Genomic DNA, 21,842 nt, shown 5'->3' on the forward strand with positions numbered 1-21,842 from the left:
ACAAGTTTTGCGGCACCTGCGCACAACCGGCTGAGAGGGCTGCTGCCTAGACTGACCCATCCATTAACAGGGGTACGGTCATGTGGCAGGCAACAGATACGGCGTGGAGTGGCGGCACGCAGGCTGCTGACGGTTCTGCCGCGCATGCGGGCCTGGGACAGCAGCACCTCATGCGGGTGTTCGACGAGATCGACTACGGCATGCTCATCATCGATGCGCAAGGCCACATCTTGCACGCCAACCACCTGGCGCGGCACGAACTGGCCAGCGGCCGGGTCATCATGTCCTACGGCAACAGCCTGCTGGGCAGCAACGCCGAAAACACTTCGCGGATCCAGCAGGCCATGGAATCGTCTTTCCGCGGGCAGCGCAAGCTGTTGATGATGACCGCCGGGGACAGGGAGCTTTCGCTGGCCTTCACGCCCTTGAGCCACCCGCTGGAAGCCGATGCACCCTCGGTGCTGGTGCTGCTCTCGCGCCAGAACACCTGCGACAACCTGGCGGTGCGCATGTTTGCCCGCACGCTCAACCTCAGCCCGAGCGAGGAGTCCGTGTTGATGGGCCTGTGCCGCGGGCTGTCCATCGCCGAGATCGCCGAACAGCATGGCGTGGCCGAGTCTACCGTGCGCAGCCAGATCAAGACCTTGCGCGAAAAAGCCGGCGCGCCCAGCATCCGCAGCCTGCTGCAGCGGGTCAACAGCCTGCCGCCGGTGGTGCCCGCCTTGCGCATCATCACGCCGATGCCGCACAATGCCACGGAGTTTTCCCACCCGTGAGCATGGATGCCCGCCTCCGCTGTCCCCCTCGTCAGTTCTCCCACCAACCACCACATTGAAGCGCTCGCGGCCCTCGGGGTATCGCGCCGCTACCGGCGCGGCGCGTTGCTGATCCAGGAAGGCGACACCGGCGACACGCTGTTCATCGTGTTGCAGGGTCGCCTGCGCGCCTTTGTGTCCGACAACCAGGGGCGCGAGCTCACGCTGGGCATGTACGGCCCGCTCGAGTACGTGGGCGAGATGTCGCTCGATGGCGGGCCGCGTTCGGCCAACGTGGAAGCCGCCGAGGCCTGTACCTGCTCGGTGGTCTCGCGCGCCACGCTGCTCGACTACATCGCCACGCACCCCGAGTTCGCGCTGGAACTCATGGCCCGGCTGATCCGGCGCGCGCGCCTGGCCACCGACAGCGCGCGCAGCGTGGCCCTGATCGACGTCTATGGCCGCCTGGTGCGCCTGCTCAACGAAATGGCCACGGCGCCCGACGCGCAGGGCGAGCGCCCGCTCAAGGAGCGCGTGACCCACCAGCAACTGGCGCAGCACCTGGCCTGTTCGCGCGAAATGGTCAGCCGCCTGCTGAAAGACCTGGAGATCGGTGGCTACATCGCCGTGCGCGAACGGTGGATCGTGCTCTGCCGGCCGTTGCCCGCGCGCTGGTGAGCGGCTTCAGGCCTGGTTGATCAACTGGCGCGCCTGCAGCGGTGCGGCCGAGCTGGTGCCGGCCAGCCGCACCACGCTGCCGCTGCGGCTGCCCGCTCCGAGCACACCCCACAGCGCCGGGTTGTCGTCGCAGGGTTTCAGCGTCTCCGGTACTTTCTTCACACCGGGGCGCTGAGGCCGTCCGGCATCCGGGTCCGGCTTGCGCGGCGAGTACAGCGCAAAGTGCCCGCCGGCCGACGTCTGGTGGCGCGTGCCTCCCACGCTCACGGTGTATTGCCCGGTCGAGAGGCTGTTGAAGGTGCCGCTGCGGCGGATGGGTGTCGGGTTGTCCGCATGGTCCACGAAGGACCCGAGGTTGCCGCTGGTGTCGTAGCGCCGGTCCTCCAGGTAGGACTGTCGCGCCCCCGTGTTCTGGCCGATCGCCACGTCGTCGCGTTCGATGTAGGCGTCGAACAGGGTGGGTGTGGCACCGGTGTTGGTGAGCGTGACCGTCCACGAGCCGAAGGGTGCGGTGGTCACCGAGGCCTGGCGGCTGAAGGTGGGCGCGATGGCGAGCAGGGCACAGGTGCCATCGCTGCCGAGCGCGCTGGTCGTGGGGTAGATCAGCCCGCACTGGGGGGAGCCCTGCGCATCGTTCCACAAACCCGCCTGGCCCATGCGCATGGCGGGCAGCGGTTGCGCGTGGTTCGGTGGCGTGACGCTGATCTGCACGTCTTGCGCGCCATCGGGCAGCCAGAGCTCCAGGTAGCTTTCGGTGCGGTCGTCGGGCTGCACGCGCCAGTGCAGTGCCACCGATTCGCCAGGTGCCAGCGTGTCGTTGGCGTGGGTGCGGCTCTGGTAGGCGTTGCCAGCGGGCACGGTGATCTGCAGTCGCCCACCCAGCAGCGTGACCAACTGGTCCATGGCCGCCTCCAGCACCGAGGTGCCGTCGTGCGGTCCGGCCAGCGTGCCCCAGCTGATGTTCACCACGACATCGGCACTGGCTGCGCAGCGCGCGAGGATGTACATCAGGCCGTCGAGCACGCTGACGTTCATCGCGCCGCCCGAGGTGTCGAGCACGTTGGACCAGTCGAGTTGAACGGCCACCAGGTCGCAGTGGCTGGCCGGGTCGTCTTTCGGGGCGAGCGGGGTGCCCTTGCCGCAGGCCAGGCTCATCACATGCGTGCCGTGGTTCACCGGGCGGCTCAGGTCCCAGAGCTGCAGGTACTGGTAGAGCGCGTCCTCGTCCAGTTGGCCGTGGTGCGTATGGGCCGCCATGGCTGCGTCGATGTCCGCGCCTGACAGTTCGTGGCCGTAGCCCATGTCGTGCGGCGTGGGGCCGGCGCGCGCGGGGTCGAGCGGCTCGCGGTGGCGCGGCTGGTTGCCGGGCCAGTTGCCGTTGACGGTCTCGTCCTGGCGCCAGAAGTGCTTCACGCGTGCACGGCCGTGCGCGTTCAGGAACTGGTCGTTGGCGAACGCCAGGCCTCCGTCAATGAGGCCCAGCACCTTGCCCCCGAGCAGGCCCGGGGCAGGCGTGGGCTGGGCACCGGGCGTGCAGGGGTCGACCAGCGCGTGCGTGTGGTGGCCCACCGGCAGTCCGAGCTCGAAGCGCTGGATCAGGCCACGCAGGTGCGCGTCGTTGCGCAGCTTGTCGAAGAATTTTTTCTTCACGCGCGCGCTGCAAAAACGCAGGCCGGGCACGTTGAGGTACACGCGGGGAACCTGCAGCCAGGCGGTGGAGGAGGCTGCCACCAGTGCCGGCACGTCGGCACCCGCACCGAGTTCGATCACGATCGGCAGCCACTTCGGCAGCTTTCGGCCCCGTTTGAAGTGGTAGCCCGCAAAATCGTCGGCCTCGGCCCAGACCAGGTACGGGTCCTCGCCATCGATGGAGCCGGGTGCGTTCCAGTCAATGCCCGTGAACACCCCCTCGGGCAGCGGCGACCACGCTGCGGCGCTCATGTCCACTCCTTGAGCGCTTCCTCCCAGAGCCAGTTGAGCAGCGGTGCATTGCCCACGCCCACGGTGCCGGCCGAGCGCGTGTAGGCGTTGCCGCTGGTGTGGTCCATGGGGTCGTGCAGGCTGAAGTCCTTGGGCGTGCCATCGGCGTTTTCGAACAGGCGGCCGTCAAAGCCGCGCTCGTGCACGCGGCTGCCGGTGGCGCGCGCCACCAGGAATTCGGCCAGTGCGGTGCCGAGCAGGCGCCCGCAGGCACTGTCGACGGGGTAGTGCACGCCAGCGACCACACGGTTGGTGGCAATGCGCGCGGCCAGGCGTTGCAGCTGTTCGCGGCTTTCGGTGCCGTTGGGGGGCGTTCCGGCGCCGGGCGCGGCATTGAGCAAGGCCTCGAGCAGCACCGCGACGGCAAAGGCCTCGGTGGCGTGGCCACTGGGCCAGCTGCCGTGCCCGGGCGTGGGAATCATGGGCTGGATCTGGGGCGAGAACGCCACCGGGCGAATGCTGGCGAAGATGTGCTTGAAGCGCATCTCCACATGGACGCACAGCGAGAACACGAGGTCGATCAGCTGCAGCGTCTTCTTGTGGCGGTGCGCGGTGAGGCCGACCATGGACGACCAGAACTCGATTGGCGGCCCCAACTGAGCAACGGTCTCGGCAGCGCGGTCGGCGCGCAGGTCGGCGTACGCGGCCACCAGGTCGAGCTGCTTCTTGAACTGCGCCTTGGTGGGTGCGCGCAGCGTCACCAGGGGCTTGCGCTGGATGTTGTTCGATTGCAGGTTGGCGAACTCCAGCGCCGCTTCCTTCGGGCCGTTGCGTGTCCTGAACAGCAGGCCTTCGACGAGCTGCGTGAAGCAGGCCTCCAGGCGCGGTCCGTCGGCCCATAGGGCCAGGTTGGCCGGCTTGTCGAAGCCGGGTTCGTTTACATGCAGTGACGCACCGGTGAACGGACCCACGATGGCGGCACGGCTGAGGATGAGGGCATCGGCCGATACCATGGCACCGCCACTCGCTCCACCGCTTGCGCCTCCACTTGCTCCACCGCTTGCGCCGCCGCTTGCACCTCCACTCGCTCCACCGCTTGCGCCTCCACTTGCTCCACCGCTCATTTTGTTTCCTCCTGTTGACGGGTTGAGTTCAATGCTGGCGCAGCCCCAGCTCCGCGAAAACCTTTGCACCGCGCTGTCGCAGTCGACTGTGGCTGCCAGCAGCCGTGTATTTCGTCAATGTGAGATCGGGTTGCAGAGCCAGGATCAGTTCATATGTCTCGCGCGCCGCTTTCTCCTGTCCGAGCTCGTACTGGGCAATCAGCATGGCCCGCAGGGTCGGCAGGTGATAGCGGTTCTTGGCCAGGGAGGAGCGGCACAACGCCACGGCCTCGTCCAGTCGTCCCATGGCCAGATAGCTGTTGGCCAGCATCATTTCGAAGTAGTACTTCTGCGGGTCGAGTGGCGACAGATGCAAGGCATTCTCCGCCTCTGTCATCGAATCTTCGGGTGTTCCCCACTCGTCGACCACACACTGTTGTACAGCCAGGCCATCGGGTCGTTCGGGTTGCTCTGTGTGGCTTCCTGCAGCAGGCGGTGCGACGCTTCCACATCTTCCCCCAGGTGGCACAGCGCATGACCCTTGATGGCCATGGCCAGCGAGCTGGCCGGCTCCAGGTCGAGCGCGCGGTCGGCGGTGTCGATGGCGCGCTGGAAGTCGCGCGCGGGCTCGCCCGAGAGGCCCTGCACCACCTGCATGATGTGCCACTTGGCCAGCCAGGCCCAGGGCGTGGCCACGCGTTTGTGGCGTGTCACCACGGCTTCAAGCAACTGGTGGCTGCGCTGAAGGTCGCGCGGCGTGGAGCGATGCATGAGCGTGATGCCGCCGAGCATCAGCGCGTTGCTGTCGAGCTGGGGCACGGGCAGCACCAGGGTGCGCTGGACCACATCGTTGAGCAGGGCCTTGGCGCAGGCTTCGCACAGCGCGTCGAGCAGACTGCTCTGGGCTTCCAGCAGGTCGCGCGTGTCGCCCGTGAGCCGCTCGGCCCAGATCACCTCGCCGCGCTTGCGGTCGGAGAGCTCGGCCATGATCACGACCTTGTCGCCGTAGGTCACGTAGCTGCCGCCCAGCACGAAAGTCGCGTCCAGATGCTGGCCGATCTGTTCGGCACTGCTTTTTCGGCCACGGAATGCGGTGGTGGACATGCGCGAGATCACACGCAGGTTCTGGCTACGCGAGAGCTGGGCGATCACGCCGTCGGCGATCAGCTCGCCGATGACGAACTGTTCGGCCGCGTGGCTGCGGGTTTCGAACGGCACAACCGCGATCGCCGGGCGGAAATCGGTGGCGGGACCTTCGGGCACGCGCGGGCGCGCGGCGGCGGAGGTGCTGGAGACCGGATAAAGCTGCCAGGTGCGCACCGGCTCGGGCCAGTGCTTGAGGTAGCTCTCGCCACGGTCTTCCACCTCAGCGTCCACGCCCACCACGATGCCGTCGAACACGCTGCTGGTCACCAGCGTCTCGCCGGGCGAGGCGAGGTCGGCCACGCGCGCGGCCAGGTTCACGCCGTGGCCGTAGACGTCGTTCTCGTCCACGTACAGGTTGGTGGCGTTGAGCCCGGCGCGCAGGTGCAGTTGTTGCGCCGGGGGCAGGGTCTGGTTCAGCGGGGCGAAGTACTTGTGCAGGGCCAGCGCGGCCTGCACGGCCTCGGTGGGCTGGTCGAATTCGGCGAGCAGGCCGTCACCCAGGCTCTTCACAAGACGGCCGCGACACGTGGGCAGGACTTGCGAGGTGGCGTGGTGCATGAATCCGCGCCACTGGTTCACCACGGCCGCTTCGTTGGCGGCCATGAGCCGCACCGACTCGACCAGGTCAATCACCAGCACCACTTTGTGCCGCTGCTGGGGCAGCGGTGGCATGTCCGACTGGATGGCCTGCTGCGCAGGTTCTGCGGTGTCGGTCGGTTGGGGGCTGACGGTCATGCCTGGGGGAGTATCAAACGGTTGTTGCAGATTCTCACATGTCTTGCGCGAATCAGGACCAGGGGACGGTGCAAAAACAGCAAGGCCGACTTGCGTCGGCCTTGCGTTTGCATCCCGGGTGCACCCCCGAGGGCGCGATGCCGGGATTACTTGAGGTGCGCGTTGACCAGCTTGGTCATCTCGAACATGGACGCCTGGGCCTTCTTGAAGATTTCCTTCAGCTTGGCGTCGGCGTTGATCATGCGGCGGTTGACCGAGTCCTGCAGCTTGTTCTTCTTGATGTAGTCCCAGATCTTCTTGGTGACTTCGGTGCGCGGCAGGGGATTGCTGCCCACGATCGCGGCCAGGGCGGCGCTGGGGGTGAGCGCTTTCATGAACGCGGCGTTGGGGGTGCGCTTCTTGGCGGGAGCCTTTTTCGCGGCGACCTTCTTGGCCGGTGCGGCCTTCTTCGCGGGCGCCGCCTTCTTCGCAGCGACCTTCTTGGCGGGAGCCGCCTTCTTCGCGGCGACCTTCTTGGCCGGTGCGGCCTTCTTCACAGCGGCCTTCTTGGCCGGAGCCGCTTTTTTAGCGGGTGCTTTCTTCGCAGTTGCCATGGTGAATTTCCTTCTAGAAGTTGACGAATCCCCCGTGGAAAACGCGCTTTCTCACGGGTGTCTCGGATGCTAATGGAGTTGCACCCGCAATCCAAGGTGGGCAGCGCTGTTTTTTCAAGCTTTGCGCTGGGGGAATGCGGGTTTTTGGCGGGGAAAACAACACTTGTCCTCTCGGGCGTGGCCCTGCGCCTGCCTTGCGGAGCGTTTCTGCTCAAATCCTGCGCTGATTTCCTCTGATGTTTTTTGCGAGTCTGAACATGCCCGACATGCCTGCCTTTGCCACCTGCGATCTGTGCGACGCGCACAAGAATGACAGCACCGGCGCTTTCCGCGTGCTGCCACCGGTGTTCCGCGATTTCGGTGCGCTGCGCCGTTTTTCCGGTGCGGTGGTGACCGTGAAGTGCTTCGAGGACAACTCGCTGGTGAAGGCCGCGGTGGACAGCCCGGGCGAAGGCCGCGTGCTCGTGGTCGATGGCGCTGCCTCGCTGCGCCGCGCATTGCTGGGTGGCAACCTGGGGGCGGCGGCCGCGCGCAACGGCTGGGCCGGCGTGGTGATCGATGGCTGCGTGCGCGACGTCGTCGAACTCGTGGCATGCCAGGTCGGCATTCGCGCCCTGGCGCCCATGCCCTTGCCGACCGAAAAGCGCGGCGAAGGTCAGCGGGACGTCGCGGTGCAGATCCAGGGTGTGTGGGTGCGCCCCGGCGACTGGCTCTATGCGGATGAGGACGGCATGGTGGTGATGGCCGCGCCGGCCTGATCCGGTGATTCCGCAGATGCCGTGCAGCGCACCGGCGGCGGCAGGCGGTAGCTGGCGGGTGTGCGACCCAGCTTGATGGGCGAGGCAATGCCGGTGTAGGCGTCGCCGATGCGCACGACCATCTCCCGGTGCGCGGTGTGCGGGTGCTGCAAGGCCTGGTCCACCGTATGAATGGGTGCGCAGGGCACGCCCAGGCGCATCAGGTCCTCTGCCAGCGCGGCGCCATCCTGATCGCGCAGCAACGACTCTATGGCCGAGCGCAATTCGCTCCGGTGGCTGGAACGCGCGCCGGCCTGGCTGTAGCGCCCGTCCGATGCAAGCGCCGGCGCGCTCAGGTGCTCGCAGAACAGGCGGAACTGCCGGTCGTTCCCAACCGCGAGGAAGATGGGCGCGGTCCGGGTGGGGAAGGCGTCATAGGGATAGATGTTGGGGTGCGCGTTGCCGGTGAGCGTGGGGCGGCGCCCGTCCATGAACCAGTTGGCTGCGTGCGGGTGCAACAGCGACAGTCCGCTGTCATACAGGCTGGCCTCGACAAACTGGCCCCGACCGCTGCGCTGGCGCTCATGCAGCGCCAGCATCACGCCCAGCGCGGCGTTGAGACCGGTGACGAGATCGATCACCGGCAGGCCCACGCGCAGCGGTTCGCCGCCGGATTCACCGTTGACGCTCATGACGCCGGTGAGCGCCTGCACGGCCGCGTCGTAGCCGGCGATGCCCCCCAGGGGGCCGTCGGCGCCGAAGCCGCTGACGCGGCAGTGCACCAGGCGGGGGAAGCGCGTGCTCAGCGCGTCGTAACCCAGGCCCCACTTCTCCATCGTGCCGGTCTTGAAGTTTTCGACCAGCACGTCCGCGCCTTCGAGCAGGCCCAGCAGCAACTGCCGCCCCTGCGCGCTGGCGAGGTCCAGCTGCAGGCCGCGCTTGTTGCGGTTGAGCCCCATGTAGTAGGACGCCACGCCTTCGCGAAACGGTGGGCCCCAGGTGCGCGTGTCGTCGCCCTGCGGCGGTTCGACCTTGAGCACGTCCGCGCCATGGTCTCCAAGAATCTGGCCGCAGTAGGGGCCGCCGAGGATGCGCGAGAGGTCGATGACGCGGATGCCGTCGAGCGCGCCGGTGGAAGACGGGGTGTTCATGGGTGATCGAAGGCGGTCGTGCGTTGCGGGTGAGTGGGGTTCAGTCCACCTGGGCGCCGGAGGCCTTGATGACCTGATCCCATTTGGCGTGTTCGCTGCGCATGTAGCTGGCGAGTTGCGCGGGCGTGGTCGCCGGTGGCGCTTCCAGGCCCTGGGCGGTGAGGGTCTTGCGCACATCGGGTTCCTGCAACACCTGCGCAAACGCGCTGTTGAGACGCGAGATCACGGCCTGCGGCGTGCCCGATGGTGCGACGATGCCGAAGAACACGCTGACGTCGAAGTCCTTGAGGCCTTGTTCGGCCAGTGTCGGCACCTCGGGCAGGGCGCCCGAGCGCGAGGCCGTGGTGACACCGAGCACGCGCAGGCGACCACCCTGGATGTGGGGCAGGGCGGTGAGCACGTCGGTGAAGGACATGGCCACCTGTCCGCCGATGAGGTCGTTGAGCGCAGGGCCGGTGCCGCGATAGGGGACGTGCTGGATCTGGGTGCCCGCGCGGCTGTTGAACATCACGCCCGCAAGGTGCGATGAGGCCCCGTTGCCGGACGACGCGAAGCTCAGGCGACCCGGGTTGGCCTTGGCATGCGCGATCAGTTGCTGCGCCGTCTGCGCGGGAATGCTGGGGTGAATGACCAGGACGTTGGGCAAGTGGCCGATCTGGATGACGGGGGCGAAGCTCTGGATCGGGTCGTACTTCAAGCCCTTGTACAGGCTGCTGTTGATCGCGAGCGGACCGGACGTGCCGAACAGCAGCGTGTAGCCATCGGCCGGCGAGCGCGCGACCAGCTCGGCGCCGATGTTGCCACCCGCGCCGGGCTTGTTTTCCACGATCACGGGCTGGCCGAGCGCGGGGCGCAGGGCATTGGCCAGGGTGCGCGCCATCAGGTCCGTCGGGCCACCGGGGGCAAAGGGCACAACCAGGGTGACGGGTTTTTCCGGGAAGCTGGCCTGCGACCAGACGGCGGTGGACAGGCTGGCGATCAGCCCGAGGGCAAGTGCGTTGCGGCGATTGAGATTCATGGTGTGTCTCCAGGTGTGGTTGTGAAGGCTGCGAGCGATGGCAAGGCGGAATTCAGGTGACCGGCCCCTCCTCAGTGACGCTGAGCGGGTCGCGCGGCAACAGGCGATGGCACAGCACGCGCAGCGCGAGTTGCAAGCGCTCTGTCGTGTCCATGCGTCCGGCTTCCCAGGCCATGGCGACGGCGCTGGTGAGGTGGTACAGCGCCGAGGCCGCCTGGCGCGCCAGGGACTCTCCGCCCTCGGCGGCCGCAGCTTGCGTCAGCAGAGTGGCCCGGCGCAGCGTGGTCTGGAACAGCTCGCTGTGCGCGGGGTCCAGTCCGGTGTTGGCCAACAGGTCTTCCAGGTGGCTGGTCAGTGCCTGCAGCGAGCCTTCGCGGCGCACAGCGCGGATCACGTCCAGCGCGACGATGTTGCTGGTGCCTTCCCAGATCGAACCCAGATGGGCGTCGCGCACCAGACGGGGGTCGGCCCACTCCTCGATGTAGCCGCAGCCGCCCCGCACTTCCATGGCGTCGGCGGTGACGCGGCGGGCGTCGCGGCAGGCCCGGAACTTCACCAGTGGCGTGAGAATGCGCGCCAGGGCCTTCGCCTGCGCATCATCACCCGCGTCGGCGCGCTGCAGGGCCTGTGCGGTCTGGAACACCATGCTCAACGCCTGCTCCGCGGGCAGCGCGATCTTCTGCAGCTGGCGCCGCATCAGGGGCAGGTCCGCGAGCCTGCGCCCGAACGCCTGACGGTGCCGCGCTATGTACGTCGCCTCGGTGCAGGCGCGGCGCATCAGGCCGGCGGCGCGCACCCCGTTCGACAGGCGCGAGTTGTTCACCATGTCCGCCATCTGGGCGAAGCCGCGGCCCCGCTCCCCGATCAGCCAGGCGCTCGCGCCTTCAAGCCGGATCTCGCCACTGGCCATGGAGCGTGTCCCCAGCTTGTCCTTGAGTCGGATGATGCGGTAAGCGTTGTGCGTGCCGTCGTCGCGATCACGCGGCAGCAGGAACAGCGAGACGCCTTTCATACCCGGTGGGTCACCCTCCACGCGCGCGAGCACCATGGCCAGCGCGGCGTCCGGGTTGGAGCAGAACCACTTGTCGCCACTGAGCAGCCACTGCCCAGGGTGCAGCGGGTCCGGACGCGCCAGCGTGGCGGTGGTGGCGATGTCCGAGCCCGCGCCCTGTTCGGTCATGAACATCGCGCCCTGGGCCAGGGTGTCCAGATCCTGGCTGGTGAGCGCGGGCAGGTAGCGCTGCACCAGATCCGGGTCGCCGTACTTCTTGAGCGTTCGGGTGAGCGAGTCGGTCATGGACACCGGGCAGCACAGGCCGAACTCGGCCTGCACGAACAGGTAGGTCAGCACGTATTTGGCGATGGCTGGCAGTTGCCCCTGCCAGCCCAGCAGGTCCTGCCGGTGCGAGATGGCCGCCAGCGCGTAGCGCCCGAACGCCAGACGCTCCATTTCAATGTAGGACGGGTGCTTGATGACGCGCTGCTCATCGCGGCCGTCGCGGGAGCGCAGGCTCAGCGTCGGAGGGTGCCGGTCTGCCTCGCCCGCGAGGGTGTCGAGCGCGCCACCGGCTTGAGCGCCGAGTTCGTGCAGGATCGGCTGGAGGTGCGCCAGCAGTTTCCCGGGCAGGTACACCGGAAGCAGGGCCCGCAGGCTGGCATCGGCGGTGAAGAGGTTGCCACCGTGGCGGTCCGGGACAGGGTGCGCGGCATTGAGGGCGGTCATCGGCATGCGGGGTGCGGAGGGTTGACGGTAAGGTCATTCTTGGTTTTTCATCGATAGGAGTCCAATACATATCGAATCAAGCAACGATACGAATGTCATGAACATTGAATTCCGCCACTTGCGCTATTTCCTCACTGTGGCCGAGGAGCTTCATTTCGGCCGGGCCGCGCGGCGGCTGCACATCTCGCAGCCACCGCTGAGTCAGAACATCCGCCTGCTTGAAGAGCTGCTGGGCACCCGGCTTTTCGAGCGCAACAGCAAGCTGGTGCGCCTGACGCCGGCGGGCCAGACCTTTCTGCCGCTGGCCCGTGGCATCCTGGATCGCACCCAGGAGGCGATGCACCAGACCCGCGACGCCGGCCGCGGCATGATGGGCCGCTTGCGTGTGGGCTTCGTGGGAGGCACGCTCTACCGCGGACTGCCCGAGCTCCTGGCGCGGTTCCGCGAGGAGCAGCCGGGCGTTCGGCTGGCGCTGCGGGAACTCAACTCACAGGAACAACTGGTGGAGCTGTCCCACGAAAGGCTGGACATCGGCTTCGTCCACACCATCCAGTTGCCCGGGGGGCTGTCGCACCTGCTGTACACACGCGAGCCGTTCCTGTGCTGCATGCACGCGGACCATGTGCTGGCGCGCAAACGCCGCATCGACCTGCGCTCGCTGGAAAAGGAGGCATTCGTCATGTTCACGCGGGAGGCGTCGCCCGACTACTACGAACGCATCCTGGCGATGTGCACCGACGCGGGCTTCCACCCCGTGGTCACGCACGAGGCACGGCAGTGGCACACCGTGGTCTCCATGGTGGCGCATGACCTGGGGGTGGCGCTGGTCCCGCAGAGCATCGGCAGAGCCGTTCCGCCAGGCGTGGTGTGCAGGCCCCTGCTGGCTTCCGAGGTGAGGTCTCAGACGTTCTGTGTCTGGCGCACGGACGACGCTTGCGCCGAGCTGGCGGCGATGCTGGCGCAGGTGCGTGAGCAGGCTCGGCGCCGGGTGCTGTCCTGAGCCAGGGCGTCGGCCGTCAGGCGGTCAGGCCTTTGTAAAGCATGTAGGCCGCCAGCATGTACAGCAGGCCGGCGAACACGCGCTTGAGCGAATGCACGGGCAGCGCGTGCGCGGCCCGCACGCCTAGGGGCGCCATCAACACGCTGACGCCGGCAATGATGGCCAGCGCAGGCAGGTAGATATAGCCCACCGAGCCCGAGGGCAGGTTCTGCAGGCCCTGGCCGGCGATGACGTAGCCCACGGCGTTGGCCAGTGCAATGGGGAAACCCAGCGCGGCGCTGGTGGCGACCGCGTTGTGGATGGTGACGTTGCACCAGGTCATGAAGGGCACGCTGACGAAGCCGCCGCCCGCGCCCACCAGGCCCGACAGCATGCCGATGACGCCACCCGCTCCGACCAGGCCTGGCGTGCCGGGCAGGGTGCGTGTGGCGGCCGGCTTCTTGTTGAGCAGCATTTGGGTGGCCGAGAAGCCGACGAAGGCCGCGAAGAACAGCGCGAGCCAGGAGCCCTTGAGCAGGGCGAAGATGCCCAGACTGGCCACGGCCGAACCCAGCACGATGCCCGGCGCCAGCCCCTTGACGATGTCCCAGCGCACGGCGCCGCGCTTGTGGTGCGCGCGCACGCTGGAGACCGATGTGAAGATGATGGTGGCCATGGACGTGGCTATGGCCATCTTGACCGCGAGATCCGCCTCGACCCCGCGCCCCGCGAGGATGAAGGTGATGAAGGGCACCATCAGCATGCCACCGCCAATGCCCAGCAAGCCTGCCAGGAAACCAGTACCGAGGCCGAGCGCGGCCAGTTCTGCAATCAACAGGGGATCAAGTGACATGAAAGGTGTCTGCAAGTGCCGCCGGACCGGCATCCTGAACCGGGGTTCAGGTGGGCGAGGGCAGCGTGGCTTCGGGTTCGTCTGACGCGAGACGCTCGCACCAGCCACGCAATGTACCAAGCCCGGGCTCTATGAGCATTGGTTCAAGGAAATATAAAGCCCGGCGCGCACCGCAGACGGTTTGAATTGTAGGTGCTGACCGCGAGCGGCGCGGACCACCGGTCGAGAAAAATCCGCGCAGTGACGGGCGGTGGATCAGAGCAGCCGGCCGTCCTTGTCCAGCGTCTGGTCCAGGCGGCGCATGAGTTCTTCCACGCGGGCCTGTGTCTGTGGGTCCAGCGGATCGTTGTCGAAGCCGCCGCCGGCTTCGGCGAAGGCGCTGTTCTCGGCCTGCGCGAATGACGATGCCTGAAAACTCTCGGCCTCCTTCTGCGAGAGCTCGAACGCGAGGTTGAGTGAAGCGAGCACCGCGATGCGGTCGCGCGCCTTGACCTTGCCGGCATCGCGAATGCGGCACATGGCCGTGTCCACGCGTTCGACCGCGTCGAGCAGGGAAGCTTCGCCGCCGGGCGGGCACGAGAGCAGGTAGCTCTGGCCCATGATCTGCACTTCGATCTGCTTGCTGCCGGGCTTGCTCATGATCGCTCCTTGCGGGTTTCATTGACGGCGTCGGCCATGCCAGGTGGCAGCCGCTCCAGCAGCGAATCGATCCGCGCACGCGCGGCCATCAGGCGGGACTTGAGAGTATCGCGTTCGGCTTGCAGGGCATGCACCTGTTCCACCAGCAAGCTGTTCGTGCGTTGCAGTTCCTCGTGTCGCAGCAACAGCCGCTCCACGCGCTCGGTGATCTGGTCAAGGTGCTTGGGGTCGGCCATGTTCGGATTCGCAGTTTTCACATTGTAGGGTTGCCCCAGACCGGTGCGGCTTAGAATGCCGGCTGTTGGTGCTCGCGGTGTGGTTCGCATGCCGCAGTTCAACGGGAAGCAGGAGGGACCGCTCACCCCGATCGGACCTAACCTGCGCTGCCCCCGCAACGGTAAGCAGACGAGAGGCCATGAGCGCATGCGCGAACGGTCACTCAGCTTCCATCACGCAGCCACTGGATGACACGCCGTGCCATCTGGGAAGGCGATGGAGGTCGTTCTGTCAGCCCGGATACCGGCCAACAAGGTGGTGGTGCGTCCGGCAACGGCCGCGCCACCGTGACGCCCATGCACCGTCGGGGAAGATGGTGAGGGCTTTGTCGCTTGTTCCTTCATCATGAAAAATCGCAATCTGCGCGCGCCGCTGGCCGCGCTTCCGCTGGCGTTGCTGGCTGGTTTCGGCACGTCCGCCGCCCACGCCCAGTCTTCTTCTTCAACAGCCGCCACATTGCCGGAGACGGTCGTCACGGCGACGCGGATCGAGACCCGCACCGACGCGGTGCTCAGCGACGTTGTCGTGATCGATGCCGAGACCCTGTCGCAGTCCAGCGGGCGCACGCTGTCGGAGTTGCTGACCCGTCAGGCCGGCCTGCAGATGACGGCCAATGGCGGGCGTGGCAAGCAGTCCGGATTGTTCGTGCGGGGTACGGAGTCGCGCCACGTGCTGCTGCTCATCGACGGTGTGCGCTACGGCTCGTCGACGGCCGGATCTCCCAACTGGGACAACATTCCGCTCAGCGTGATCGATCGCATTGAAGTGCTCAAGGGCCCTGCCTCGGCGCTGTATGGCAGCGACGCGGTGGGTGGCGTGGTGCAGGTGTTCACCAAGCGCGGCACCCAGGGGTTTCATCCGCACGCCGGCGTCACGGTGGGTGAAGAGGGTTATCGCGAGGCCAACGCCGGTCTGAGCGGTGGCGTCGGCCAACTGAGCTACAGCCTGAGCGTCGGGCGTGTGCGCGAGGACGGTTTTTCTTCCACCAATTCCCGTGTCGCCTTCAGCAACCACAACCCCGATCGCGACGGCTTCGAGCAGGACAGCGTGGCGGGCTCCCTGCGTTGGGCTTTTTCCCCGGGCTGGGCCACCACGCTCAACTACACCCAGGCCGATGGCGTGAGCCGTTACGACCAAGGTGCGGGCACCTTCGACGTGCGCAACGAAACCACCACGGTGGCGGCGGGCTGGGGGCTGGAGCGCAAATGGTCGCCCGATTCGCGCACACGCATTCAGCTTTCGCGCAGTGAAGATCGCTCGGATACCTTCGACGCGCCGGGTGCGCCCGACGTCTTTGACACCGTGCAGACGCAGGTCTCGCTGCAGCACGACTGGAAGACGGCGCTGGGCACTGCGCTGGTGGGGCTGGAGTCGATCAAGGAGGCGGTGTCCGGCACACAAGCCTATTCGGTGCGCGAGCGCACCACCGACGCGGTGTTTGCCGGACTCACCGGCGGCAGTGGCCACCATCTGTGGCAGGCCAACCTGAGGCGCGATCAGAACTCCCAGTTCGGAGGCGCCACCACCGGTTATGCCAGCTACGGCTACCAGATCACGCCGAACTGGCGTCCGCACGTGGCCTACGGCACGTCGTTCAAGATGCCTTCGTTCAACACGCTGTATTACCAGTCGGCGTTCTTCAACGGCAACCCGACCACGCAGCCCGAGCGTGGCAAGAACCGGGAGTTCGGCCTGACCTGGAGCGCCGGATTGCACGAGGTCAAGCTGACGCGTTTCGACAACCGGGTGCGCGGCTTCATCACGCTGCAACCCGTGGTGGCCAATGTGCCGCGAGCGCGCATGGAGGGCTGGTCGCTGGGCTACACGGCTTCTGCGGGTGCCTGGTCGTGGAGCACGCAGCTTGAGTTGCTCGACGCGCGCAACGAACTCACGCGCCAGAAACTCAACCGCCGCGCCGACGAGATGCTCACCGCCAGCCTGGACCACAAGGTGGGTGCCTGGACCTGGGGCAGCTCGGTGCAACTGGTGTCCGAGCGTTTCGACAACGCGGCCAACACGGTGCGCCTGCCGGGCTTCGGCCTGGTCGATGTGCATGCGCGCTATGCGCTGCACAAGGACTGGTCGCTCGCGCTGCGTGTCAACAACGTGGGCGACAAGGTCTACGAAACGGCCTATGGCTACAACCAGCCGGGCCGCGCGGCCTACGTCACGCTCAACTGGGCACCGCAACGATGACGCACGCCTGCCCGGCCGTACTGGTGGCGGCCCCGGCTTCAGGCCAAGGCAAGACCACCGTGGCCGCCGCGTTGGCCCGCCTGCATGCGCGCGCGGGACGGCGCGTGCGGGCGTTCAAGTGCGGCCCCGATTTTCTGGACCCGCACTGGCTGGCACTGGCCACAGGACACCCGGTGCACAACCTCGACCTGTGGATGACCGGCGAGCGCGATATCCGCGCCCGCCTGCACGCCGCTGCAGCCGAGGCCGACCTGATCGTGGTGGAAGGCGTGATGGGCCTGTTCGATGGCGCCCCGAGCGCCGCCGACCTGGCGCAGCAGTTCGGCCTGCCGGTGCTGGCGGTGATCGACGCCTCGGCCATGGCCGGCACCTTTGGCGCGCTGGCCTTCGGCTTGCAGCATTTCCGGCCCGGCCTGCCGTGGGCCGGCGTGCTGGCCAACCGTGTGGCCAGCGAGCGCCATGCGCAGATGCTGCGCGACAGCCTCAAGGGCGACTGGCTCGGTGCCGTGATGCGCGACGAGACGTTCGCGCTGCCCGAACGTCACCTGGGCCTGACAGTGGCCGCCGAGCTGCCCGATGCCCTGGCCCGACTCGATGCCGCGGCCGATGCGCTGGCGGTCACGCCGCTGGGCGCGATGGATGGCGCGGCGCTGGCGCGCTGGTCGGTGCCGCTGAAGGCACCCGCCGTGGAGCCCGCCCAGGCGCCCCTGCTCAATGGGCGGACCATCGCGGTCGCGCGCGACGCGGCCTTCTGTTTCATCTACCCGGCCAACCTGGACGTGCTGGTCGCGCTCGGCGCGGAGCTGGTCTTCTTTTCGCCACTGGCCGATGAGCCGCTGCCGCGCTGCGATGCGGTCTGGTTGCCCGGTGGCTATCCCGAGCTGAATGGTGTCGCGCTGGCAGCAGCCACCCGCACGCGCGACAGCCTGCGTGCCCATGTGCATGCTGAACGCCCCTTGTGGGCAGAATGCGGCGGCATGATGCCGCTCTTCGAGTCCCTTGTGTCCAGCGATGGCGAGGCCCGGGCCACCTGGGGCCTGTTGCCCGGTCGCGTCGTGATGCAGAAGCGCCTGGCGGCGCTGGGCCCGCAACAGCTCTCGCTGGCCGCCGGTGTGCTGCGTGGCCACACCTTCCACTACTCGCGTTGCGAGTCCCCGCTGGTGCCGGCGGGGCACACCGAATCGGTGCGCGGCGAACGGCGTGGTGCGGGCGAAGCCCTGTACCGCGCGGGTTCGCTGCAGGCGAGTTACTTCCACGCCTGGTTCCCCTCCAGCCCGGCAGCCACCGCGTCGCTTTTCCTCCCGGGAGGCCCTGCATGACCGCCGACCTCGGCCCGCAGCGCATCGTCTGCCTCACCGAAGAGACCACCGAGTGGCTGTACCTGCTCGGCCAGGCGCACCGCATCGTCGGCATCTCTGGCTACACGGTGCGGCCGCGTCGCGCACGGGAAGAGAAGCCCAAGGTCAGCGCCTTCCTGAGCGCGAAGATCGACAGGATCCTCGCGCTTCAGCCCGATTGCGTGTTCGGTTTCTCCGACCTGCAGGCCGACATCGCCGCCGAGCTGATCCGTGCGGGGGTGCAGGTGACCGTGTTCAACCAGCGCAGCGTGGACGAGATTCTGTCCATGCTGTTCCAGGTCGCGGCCATGGTGGGCTGTGCGCAGGAAGGGCTGGCCTGGGTCGACGCCACGCGCCTGCGGCTCGATGGCATCCGTGCGTCGGTGCGGTCGCTGCAGGCGAGTGGCAAGCGCCGTCCGCGTGTGTTCTTTGAAGAGTGGGACGACCCGCACATCAGCGGCATCCGCTGGGTGTCCGAGCTGCTGGCGATCGCGGGGGGCGACGACGTGTTCCCCGAACTGGCCGCCATGCCGCTGGGCAAGGACCGGATCGTGGCGGACGGCGCCGAGATCGTGCGCCGCAACCCGGACATCGTGATCGGTTCCTGGTGTGGCAAGAAGTTCCGGCCCGAGAAGGTGGCCGCGCGCGAAGGCTGGCAGGAGGTCGCCGCGGTGAAGAACGGCCAGTTGTTCGAGATCAAGTCGGTCGACATCCTGCAACCCGGCCCGGCCGCGCTCACCGATGGCGTGGACCAGATGCACCGCATCGTCACCGATTGGATGCAGGCCCATGGCTGAGACCGTCGCTCGCAGCGAGTTCATCCTGGGCGGCCAGAAAAGCGGCAAGTCGCGCCGGGCCGAAGGGCTCGCGCGGCGGTGGACGGATGCCTCCCCCGCGCACCGTGCCGTGCTGATCGCCACCGCACAGGCGCGCGACGAGGAGATGCGCGAGCGCATCGCGCGCCACCAGCGCGAGCGCGCCGAGCGTGTACCCGGCATGGTGACGGTGGAGGAGCCGGTTGCACTGGCGCGGGCGCTGCATGCGCACAGCACGCCGCACACGCTGGTGGTGGTGGACTGCCTCACCCTGTGGCTGACGAACCTGCTGATGCCCGCCGATGGCAACCCCTCGGCCGATGCCGCCGGGCCGACCGCAGCGCTGTGTGCGGCCATCGGCGCCTCGCAAGGGCCCGTGGTGATCGTGGGCAACGAGATCGGCCTCGGCGTGATTCCCATGGGGCGCGAAGTGAGGGCCTTCGTGGACGCGCTGGGTGGCCTGAACCAGCGTGTTGCAACGGCGTGCGAGCGCGTCACCCTGATGGCCGCCGGCCTGCCCCTGAGCTTGAAGGACCGTCATGACTAGATCGTGGTGCGCACAGTGGCTGTGCGTGTTCGGGTGGCTCCTGGGTGCGGTTGCGGCGCACGCCGCCGACGTGCAGGTCACCGACGACCGCGGCGTGACGGTGACGCTGGCGCAGTCGCCGCAGCGCATCGTCTCCTTGCTGCCCTCGCTCACGGAAACCGTGTGCGAGCTGGGCCAGTGCCACCGCCTGGTGGGCGTGGACCGCTATTCCAACCACCCCGCCACCGTGCGCAAGCTGCCCCAGACCGGTGGCGGCATCGACCCCAACATCGAGGCCATCGTCGCCCTCAGGCCCGATGTGGTGCTCATGGCGACCTCGTCGCGCGGCGTGCAGCGCCTCGAGTCGCTGGGGCTGAAGGTGCTGGCGATGGAGCCGAAAAGCTCGGCCGATGCGCAGCGCGTCATGGGCAAGCTGGGCGAGTTGCTGGCCGTGCCCGACGCGCAGCGCATCTGGCGCGCCATCGACGCGGGCGTGTCGGCCGCGGCGCAGTCGCTGCCGCCCGGCGTACGCTCGTTGCGCGTGTACTACGAGGTGAGTTCGGGCGGGTACGCGGCGGGCACGCAGTCCTTCATTGGTGAGCTCATGGCGCGCCTGGGTGTGCGCAACATCGTCACCCCCGAGCTCGGCCCGTTCCCGCGCATCAACCCCGAGTACGTGGTGCGCGCCAACCCCGACCTCATCATGATCGGAACGCGCAACGTGCACGGCATGGCACAGCGTCCGGGCTGGAGCGGCATTCGTGCACTGCGTGAACAGCGCGTCTGCGTCTTCACGCCCGAAGAGTCCGACGTGCTGGTGCGGCCCGGCCCGCGCATGGCGGAGGCGGCGCGGATCATGGCGCGTTGCATCACCGAAAAGGGGCTGCGGTGAGCGGTGCGCGACACAGCCTGTGGCTCGGCGCGGCCGTGCTGATCGCGGCCGCCGCCGTGCTGCTGCTGGGCGCGGGCGTGGGCAGCACCGGCTTTGACAGTGTGCTGCGCGCGGGCGAGGACCCTGTGGCCTGGCAGATCCTGTGGGACATCCGGTTGCCGCGCACGCTCGGTGCCTGGCTGGCTGGCGGTCTGCTCGGTCTGGCCGGCGCGGTGGCGCAGGGCCTGTTTCGCAACCCGCTGGCCGACCCCTACCTGCTGGGCAGCGCGTCGGGCGCGGCCCTGGGCGTGGCGCTCGCGCTGGCGCTGTTCGGCTCCTCGCCGTTCGCCACGCAATGGCTGGTGCGCGTGGGCCTGACGGGCGCGGCCTTTGCCGGCGCTGTGCTGGGCGTGGTGCTCACGCTGGCCCTGGCCAAAGGGGTGCAGCACACGCTGCGCCTGCTGCTGGCCGGCGTGATCGTGGGTGTGGTGCTGGGCGCCGGGCGGGATCTCGTCACCATCGCCTCGCCCGACACCTTGCAGGCCATGCAGGGCTTCATGCTGGGCAGCACCGGCTTCGTGGGCTGGGCCGCCTGCGGCGTGATGGCGGCCATGTTGCTGCTGGCCGTGCTGGTGGCGGGTTCGTTCGGCCGCGTGCTCGACGGCCTGGCGCTGGGCGAGGCCACGGCGCTCAGCCTGGGCCTGCCACTGGCGGCGGTGCGCGCCGTGCTGGTGGCGGTGCTGGCGCTGGCCACCGGCGCGGCCGTGGCCCAGACCGGCCTGATTGCCTTCGTCGGTCTGGCGGCACCGCATCTGGTGCGGTCCATCGTCAAGACCACCCACGGCCGCCTGATCGTGCTGAGCGCCCTCATGGGCGGCCTGTTGCTGATGGCCGCCGACGTGCTCGCGCGCTGGATGATCGCGCCGCAGGAACTGCCCGTGGGTGTGCTCACCGCCGTGCTCGGCGGCAGCTACCTGCTGTGGCTGATGCACCGTCGGCGCCGGCCCGGGAGTGGCCTGTGAGCGCCGCGATGCAGGCCCGGGGCCTGGGCGTGGCGCTGGGTGGTGTCGAGGTGCTGCACGGCATCGACGTGAGCCTGCCGGCACGGCGCTGGACCAGCGTCGTCGGTCCCAATGGCGCGGGCAAGTCGACCCTGCTCAAGGCCCTGGCCGGCTTGTTGCCGCACAGCGGGCAGGTGCAGTTGCTCGACCGACCGCTCGCGCAGTGGCGTGGTCGTGAGCGCGCCCGTTGTCTGGCCTGGCTCGGGCAGGGTGAGCAGGGCGCGGACGACCTCAGCGTATGGGACGTGGCCATGCTCGGGCGCCTGCCGCACCAGCCCTGGCTGGCCGCACCGTCACCCGCGGACCGTGTGGCGGTCGAACTGGCGCTGCGCGCCACCCAGGCCTGGGACTGGCGCGAACGCGCGCTGGGCGCACTCTCCGGCGGCGAGCGCCAGCGCGTGCTGCTGGCGCGCCTGCTCGCGGTGGATGCCGATGTGCTGCTGATGGATGAACCCCTGGCCAACCTGGACCCGCCACACCAGGCCGACTGGCTGCTGCTGGTGCGCGAGCTGGTCGCGCAAGGCAAGACAGTCGTGAGCGTGCTGCACGAAATCGGCATGGCCTTGCACGCCGACGAACTGGTGGTGGTGGCGGGCGGGCGCGTGCGCCACCACGGCGGCTGTGGCGATCCGCGCACCCACCGGGCGCTCGAAGAGGTCTTTGGCCACCGCGTCGCGATCCACCCGCTGGGCGACCAGTGGGTGGCGCTGCCCCAATGAAGCTTGATGAC

General features: G+C 68.1%; 22 protein-coding genes, 1 other RNA gene and 1 riboswitch. Of the genes, 11 read left to right on the top strand and 12 right to left on the bottom strand.

Features of this window, described 5'->3' with window-relative positions:
- The first annotated feature begins 80 nt into the window (after nt 1–80).
- Together AB7P10_RS05160 and AB7P10_RS05165 are read left to right on the top strand one after the other, a co-directional pair.
- Complete coding sequence (locus AB7P10_RS05160; RefSeq protein ID WP_428292768.1) at nt 81–776, top strand: helix-turn-helix transcriptional regulator; 696 nt, start codon at nt 81–83, stop codon at nt 774–776.
- 6 nt (nt 777–782) lie between these two features.
- A complete protein-coding gene (locus tag AB7P10_RS05165) occupies nt 783–1,433 on the top strand; it encodes a Crp/Fnr family transcriptional regulator (protein ID WP_428292769.1) in 651 nt (216 codons plus the stop codon).
- A gap of 6 nt (nt 1,434–1,439) precedes the next feature.
- On the opposite strand, the gene AB7P10_RS05170 is transcribed toward AB7P10_RS05165, so the two are convergent.
- From AB7P10_RS05170 to AB7P10_RS05190, 5 genes are all read right to left on the bottom strand, one after another.
- Nucleotides 1,440–3,374: a hypothetical protein gene (locus AB7P10_RS05170; RefSeq protein WP_428292770.1), complete on the bottom strand. Its 1,935-nt coding sequence runs from the start codon at nt 3,372–3,374 to the stop codon at nt 1,440–1,442.
- Nucleotides 3,371–4,366, bottom strand: coding sequence for a phosphatase PAP2 family protein (locus AB7P10_RS05175; protein WP_428292771.1), 996 nt, complete (start codon nt 4,364–4,366; stop codon nt 3,371–3,373). The genes AB7P10_RS05170 and AB7P10_RS05175 overlap by 4 nt, the downstream gene beginning before the upstream one ends.
- Nucleotides 4,367–4,505: 139 nt before the next feature.
- A complete protein-coding gene (locus AB7P10_RS05180; protein WP_428292772.1) occupies nt 4,506–4,832 on the bottom strand; it encodes a tetratricopeptide repeat protein in 327 nt (108 codons plus the stop codon).
- Between the two features lie 17 nt (nt 4,833–4,849).
- The gene (locus tag AB7P10_RS05185; protein WP_428292773.1) at nt 4,850–6,337 is read right to left on the bottom strand and encodes a hypothetical protein; all 1,488 of its coding nucleotides are present in this window, start codon (nt 6,335–6,337) and stop codon (nt 4,850–4,852) included.
- 146 nt (nt 6,338–6,483) lie between these two features.
- Entirely contained in the window at nt 6,484–6,930 is a 447-nt protein-coding gene (locus AB7P10_RS05190) for an SWIB/MDM2 domain-containing protein (RefSeq protein ID WP_428292774.1), read from the bottom strand.
- 257 nt (nt 6,931–7,187) lie between these two features.
- Between AB7P10_RS05190 and rraA the strand changes: the two genes are divergently transcribed.
- Complete coding sequence (gene rraA / locus AB7P10_RS05195; protein ID WP_428292775.1) at nt 7,188–7,688, top strand: ribonuclease E activity regulator RraA; 501 nt, start codon at nt 7,188–7,190, stop codon at nt 7,686–7,688.
- On the opposite strand, the gene AB7P10_RS05200 is transcribed toward rraA, so the two are convergent.
- Genes AB7P10_RS05200 through AB7P10_RS05210 form a run of 3 tightly spaced genes read right to left on the bottom strand, consistent with a single transcriptional unit; the run spans nt 7,643 to nt 11,565 of the window.
- On the bottom strand, nt 7,643–8,818 hold the full coding sequence (locus AB7P10_RS05200; protein WP_428292776.1) for a CaiB/BaiF CoA transferase family protein: 1,176 nt from the start codon (nt 8,816–8,818) through the stop codon (nt 7,643–7,645). The two genes, rraA and AB7P10_RS05200, sit on opposite strands and share 46 nt — an antisense overlap.
- Before the next feature lie 40 nt (nt 8,819–8,858).
- On the bottom strand, nt 8,859–9,836 hold the full coding sequence (locus AB7P10_RS05205; RefSeq protein ID WP_428292777.1) for a Bug family tripartite tricarboxylate transporter substrate binding protein: 978 nt from the start codon (nt 9,834–9,836) through the stop codon (nt 8,859–8,861).
- A gap of 52 nt (nt 9,837–9,888) precedes the next feature.
- Entirely contained in the window at nt 9,889–11,565 is a 1,677-nt protein-coding gene (locus AB7P10_RS05210) for an acyl-CoA dehydrogenase family protein (RefSeq protein ID WP_428292778.1), read from the bottom strand.
- Nucleotides 11,566–11,656: 91 nt separating this feature from the next.
- Here AB7P10_RS05210 and AB7P10_RS05215 point away from each other — a divergent pair, with 91 nt between their 5' ends.
- Nucleotides 11,657–12,559 (top strand): LysR family transcriptional regulator, encoded by a 903-nt coding sequence (locus AB7P10_RS05215; RefSeq protein WP_428292779.1) that lies wholly within the window; start codon nt 11,657–11,659, stop codon nt 12,557–12,559.
- A 16-nt stretch (nt 12,560–12,575) separates the two neighbouring features.
- Here the strand turns inward: AB7P10_RS05215 and AB7P10_RS05220 are convergent, their stop codons facing one another.
- The 4 genes from AB7P10_RS05220 to AB7P10_RS05235 form a co-directional block, all read right to left on the bottom strand.
- A complete protein-coding gene (locus tag AB7P10_RS05220) occupies nt 12,576–13,391 on the bottom strand; it encodes a sulfite exporter TauE/SafE family protein (RefSeq protein ID WP_428292780.1) in 816 nt (271 codons plus the stop codon).
- A 2-nt stretch (nt 13,392–13,393) separates the two neighbouring features.
- Nucleotides 13,394–13,573, bottom strand: a non-coding RNA gene (gene ssrS, locus AB7P10_RS05225) — 6S RNA.
- Nucleotides 13,574–13,646: 73 nt separating this feature from the next.
- Complete coding sequence (locus AB7P10_RS05230) at nt 13,647–14,030, bottom strand: cell division protein ZapA (RefSeq protein WP_297654776.1); 384 nt, start codon at nt 14,028–14,030, stop codon at nt 13,647–13,649.
- The gene (locus tag AB7P10_RS05235; protein WP_297654779.1) at nt 14,027–14,266 is read right to left on the bottom strand and encodes a DUF904 domain-containing protein; all 240 of its coding nucleotides are present in this window, start codon (nt 14,264–14,266) and stop codon (nt 14,027–14,029) included. Before AB7P10_RS05235 ends, AB7P10_RS05230 begins: the two co-directional genes overlap by 4 nt.
- A gap of 49 nt (nt 14,267–14,315) precedes the next feature.
- Nucleotides 14,316–14,573, top strand: a riboswitch (cobalamin riboswitch).
- 78 nt (nt 14,574–14,651) lie between these two features.
- Between AB7P10_RS05235 and AB7P10_RS05240 the strand changes: the two genes are divergently transcribed.
- The 7 genes from AB7P10_RS05240 to AB7P10_RS05270 are packed head-to-tail and all read left to right on the top strand — an operon-like array spanning nt 14,652 to nt 21,831.
- Entirely contained in the window at nt 14,652–16,502 is a 1,851-nt protein-coding gene (locus AB7P10_RS05240) for a TonB-dependent receptor domain-containing protein (protein WP_428292781.1), read from the top strand.
- A complete protein-coding gene (locus tag AB7P10_RS05245) occupies nt 16,499–17,821 on the top strand; it encodes a cobyrinate a,c-diamide synthase (RefSeq protein WP_428292782.1) in 1,323 nt (440 codons plus the stop codon). The genes AB7P10_RS05240 and AB7P10_RS05245 overlap by 4 nt, the downstream gene beginning before the upstream one ends.
- A complete protein-coding gene (locus AB7P10_RS05250) occupies nt 17,818–18,636 on the top strand; it encodes a cobalamin-binding protein (protein WP_428292783.1) in 819 nt (272 codons plus the stop codon). The genes AB7P10_RS05245 and AB7P10_RS05250 overlap by 4 nt, the downstream gene beginning before the upstream one ends.
- Entirely contained in the window at nt 18,629–19,201 is a 573-nt protein-coding gene (locus tag AB7P10_RS05255; RefSeq protein WP_428292784.1) for a bifunctional adenosylcobinamide kinase/adenosylcobinamide-phosphate guanylyltransferase, read from the top strand. The genes AB7P10_RS05250 and AB7P10_RS05255 overlap by 8 nt, the downstream gene beginning before the upstream one ends.
- On the top strand, nt 19,194–20,072 hold the full coding sequence (locus tag AB7P10_RS05260) for an ABC transporter substrate-binding protein (RefSeq protein WP_428292785.1): 879 nt from the start codon (nt 19,194–19,196) through the stop codon (nt 20,070–20,072). The genes AB7P10_RS05255 and AB7P10_RS05260 overlap by 8 nt, the downstream gene beginning before the upstream one ends.
- A complete protein-coding gene (locus tag AB7P10_RS05265) occupies nt 20,069–21,073 on the top strand; it encodes a FecCD family ABC transporter permease (protein WP_428292786.1) in 1,005 nt (334 codons plus the stop codon). Before AB7P10_RS05260 ends, AB7P10_RS05265 begins: the two co-directional genes overlap by 4 nt.
- An 8-nt stretch (nt 21,074–21,081) precedes the next feature.
- Complete coding sequence (locus tag AB7P10_RS05270) at nt 21,082–21,831, top strand: ABC transporter ATP-binding protein (protein ID WP_428292828.1); 750 nt, start codon at nt 21,082–21,084, stop codon at nt 21,829–21,831.
- Nucleotides 21,832–21,842: the final 11 nt, after the last annotated feature.

The organism is Hydrogenophaga sp. (genome assembly GCF_050182545.1).
Taxonomy (GTDB): Bacteria; Pseudomonadota; Gammaproteobacteria; order Burkholderiales; family Burkholderiaceae_C; genus Hydrogenophaga.

Bases quoted from the DNA above. Each gene is read 5' to 3' on its own strand.
- AB7P10_RS05160 (WP_428292768.1), top strand. From the start codon at position 81: ATGTGGCAGGCAACAGATACGGCGTGGAGTGGCGGCACGCAGGCTGCT.
- AB7P10_RS05165 (WP_428292769.1), top strand. From the start codon at position 783: ATGCCCGCCTCCGCTGTCCCCCTCGTCAGTTCTCCCACCAACCACCAC.
- AB7P10_RS05170 (WP_428292770.1), bottom strand. From the start codon at position 3,374: ATGAGCGCCGCAGCGTGGTCGCCGCTGCCCGAGGGGGTGTTCACGGGC.
- AB7P10_RS05175 (WP_428292771.1), bottom strand. From the start codon at position 4,366: ATGGTATCGGCCGATGCCCTCATCCTCAGCCGTGCCGCCATCGTGGGT.
- AB7P10_RS05185 (WP_428292773.1), bottom strand. From the start codon at position 6,337: ATGACCGTCAGCCCCCAACCGACCGACACCGCAGAACCTGCGCAGCAG.
- AB7P10_RS05190 (WP_428292774.1), bottom strand. From the start codon at position 6,930: ATGGCAACTGCGAAGAAAGCACCCGCTAAAAAAGCGGCTCCGGCCAAG.
- rraA (WP_428292775.1), top strand. From the start codon at position 7,188: ATGCCCGACATGCCTGCCTTTGCCACCTGCGATCTGTGCGACGCGCAC.
- AB7P10_RS05200 (WP_428292776.1), bottom strand. From the start codon at position 8,818: ATGAACACCCCGTCTTCCACCGGCGCGCTCGACGGCATCCGCGTCATC.
- AB7P10_RS05205 (WP_428292777.1), bottom strand. From the start codon at position 9,836: ATGAATCTCAATCGCCGCAACGCACTTGCCCTCGGGCTGATCGCCAGC.
- AB7P10_RS05210 (WP_428292778.1), bottom strand. From the start codon at position 11,565: ATGCCGATGACCGCCCTCAATGCCGCGCACCCTGTCCCGGACCGCCAC.
- AB7P10_RS05215 (WP_428292779.1), top strand. From the start codon at position 11,657: ATGAACATTGAATTCCGCCACTTGCGCTATTTCCTCACTGTGGCCGAG.
- AB7P10_RS05220 (WP_428292780.1), bottom strand. From the start codon at position 13,391: ATGTCACTTGATCCCCTGTTGATTGCAGAACTGGCCGCGCTCGGCCTC.
- AB7P10_RS05230 (WP_297654776.1), bottom strand. From the start codon at position 14,030: ATGAGCAAGCCCGGCAGCAAGCAGATCGAAGTGCAGATCATGGGCCAG.
- AB7P10_RS05235 (WP_297654779.1), bottom strand. From the start codon at position 14,266: ATGGCCGACCCCAAGCACCTTGACCAGATCACCGAGCGCGTGGAGCGG.
- AB7P10_RS05240 (WP_428292781.1), top strand. From the start codon at position 14,652: ATGAAAAATCGCAATCTGCGCGCGCCGCTGGCCGCGCTTCCGCTGGCG.
- AB7P10_RS05245 (WP_428292782.1), top strand. From the start codon at position 16,499: ATGACGCACGCCTGCCCGGCCGTACTGGTGGCGGCCCCGGCTTCAGGC.
- AB7P10_RS05250 (WP_428292783.1), top strand. From the start codon at position 17,818: ATGACCGCCGACCTCGGCCCGCAGCGCATCGTCTGCCTCACCGAAGAG.
- AB7P10_RS05255 (WP_428292784.1), top strand. From the start codon at position 18,629: ATGGCTGAGACCGTCGCTCGCAGCGAGTTCATCCTGGGCGGCCAGAAA.
- AB7P10_RS05260 (WP_428292785.1), top strand. From the start codon at position 19,194: ATGACTAGATCGTGGTGCGCACAGTGGCTGTGCGTGTTCGGGTGGCTC.
- AB7P10_RS05270 (WP_428292828.1), top strand. From the start codon at position 21,082: ATGCAGGCCCGGGGCCTGGGCGTGGCGCTGGGTGGTGTCGAGGTGCTG.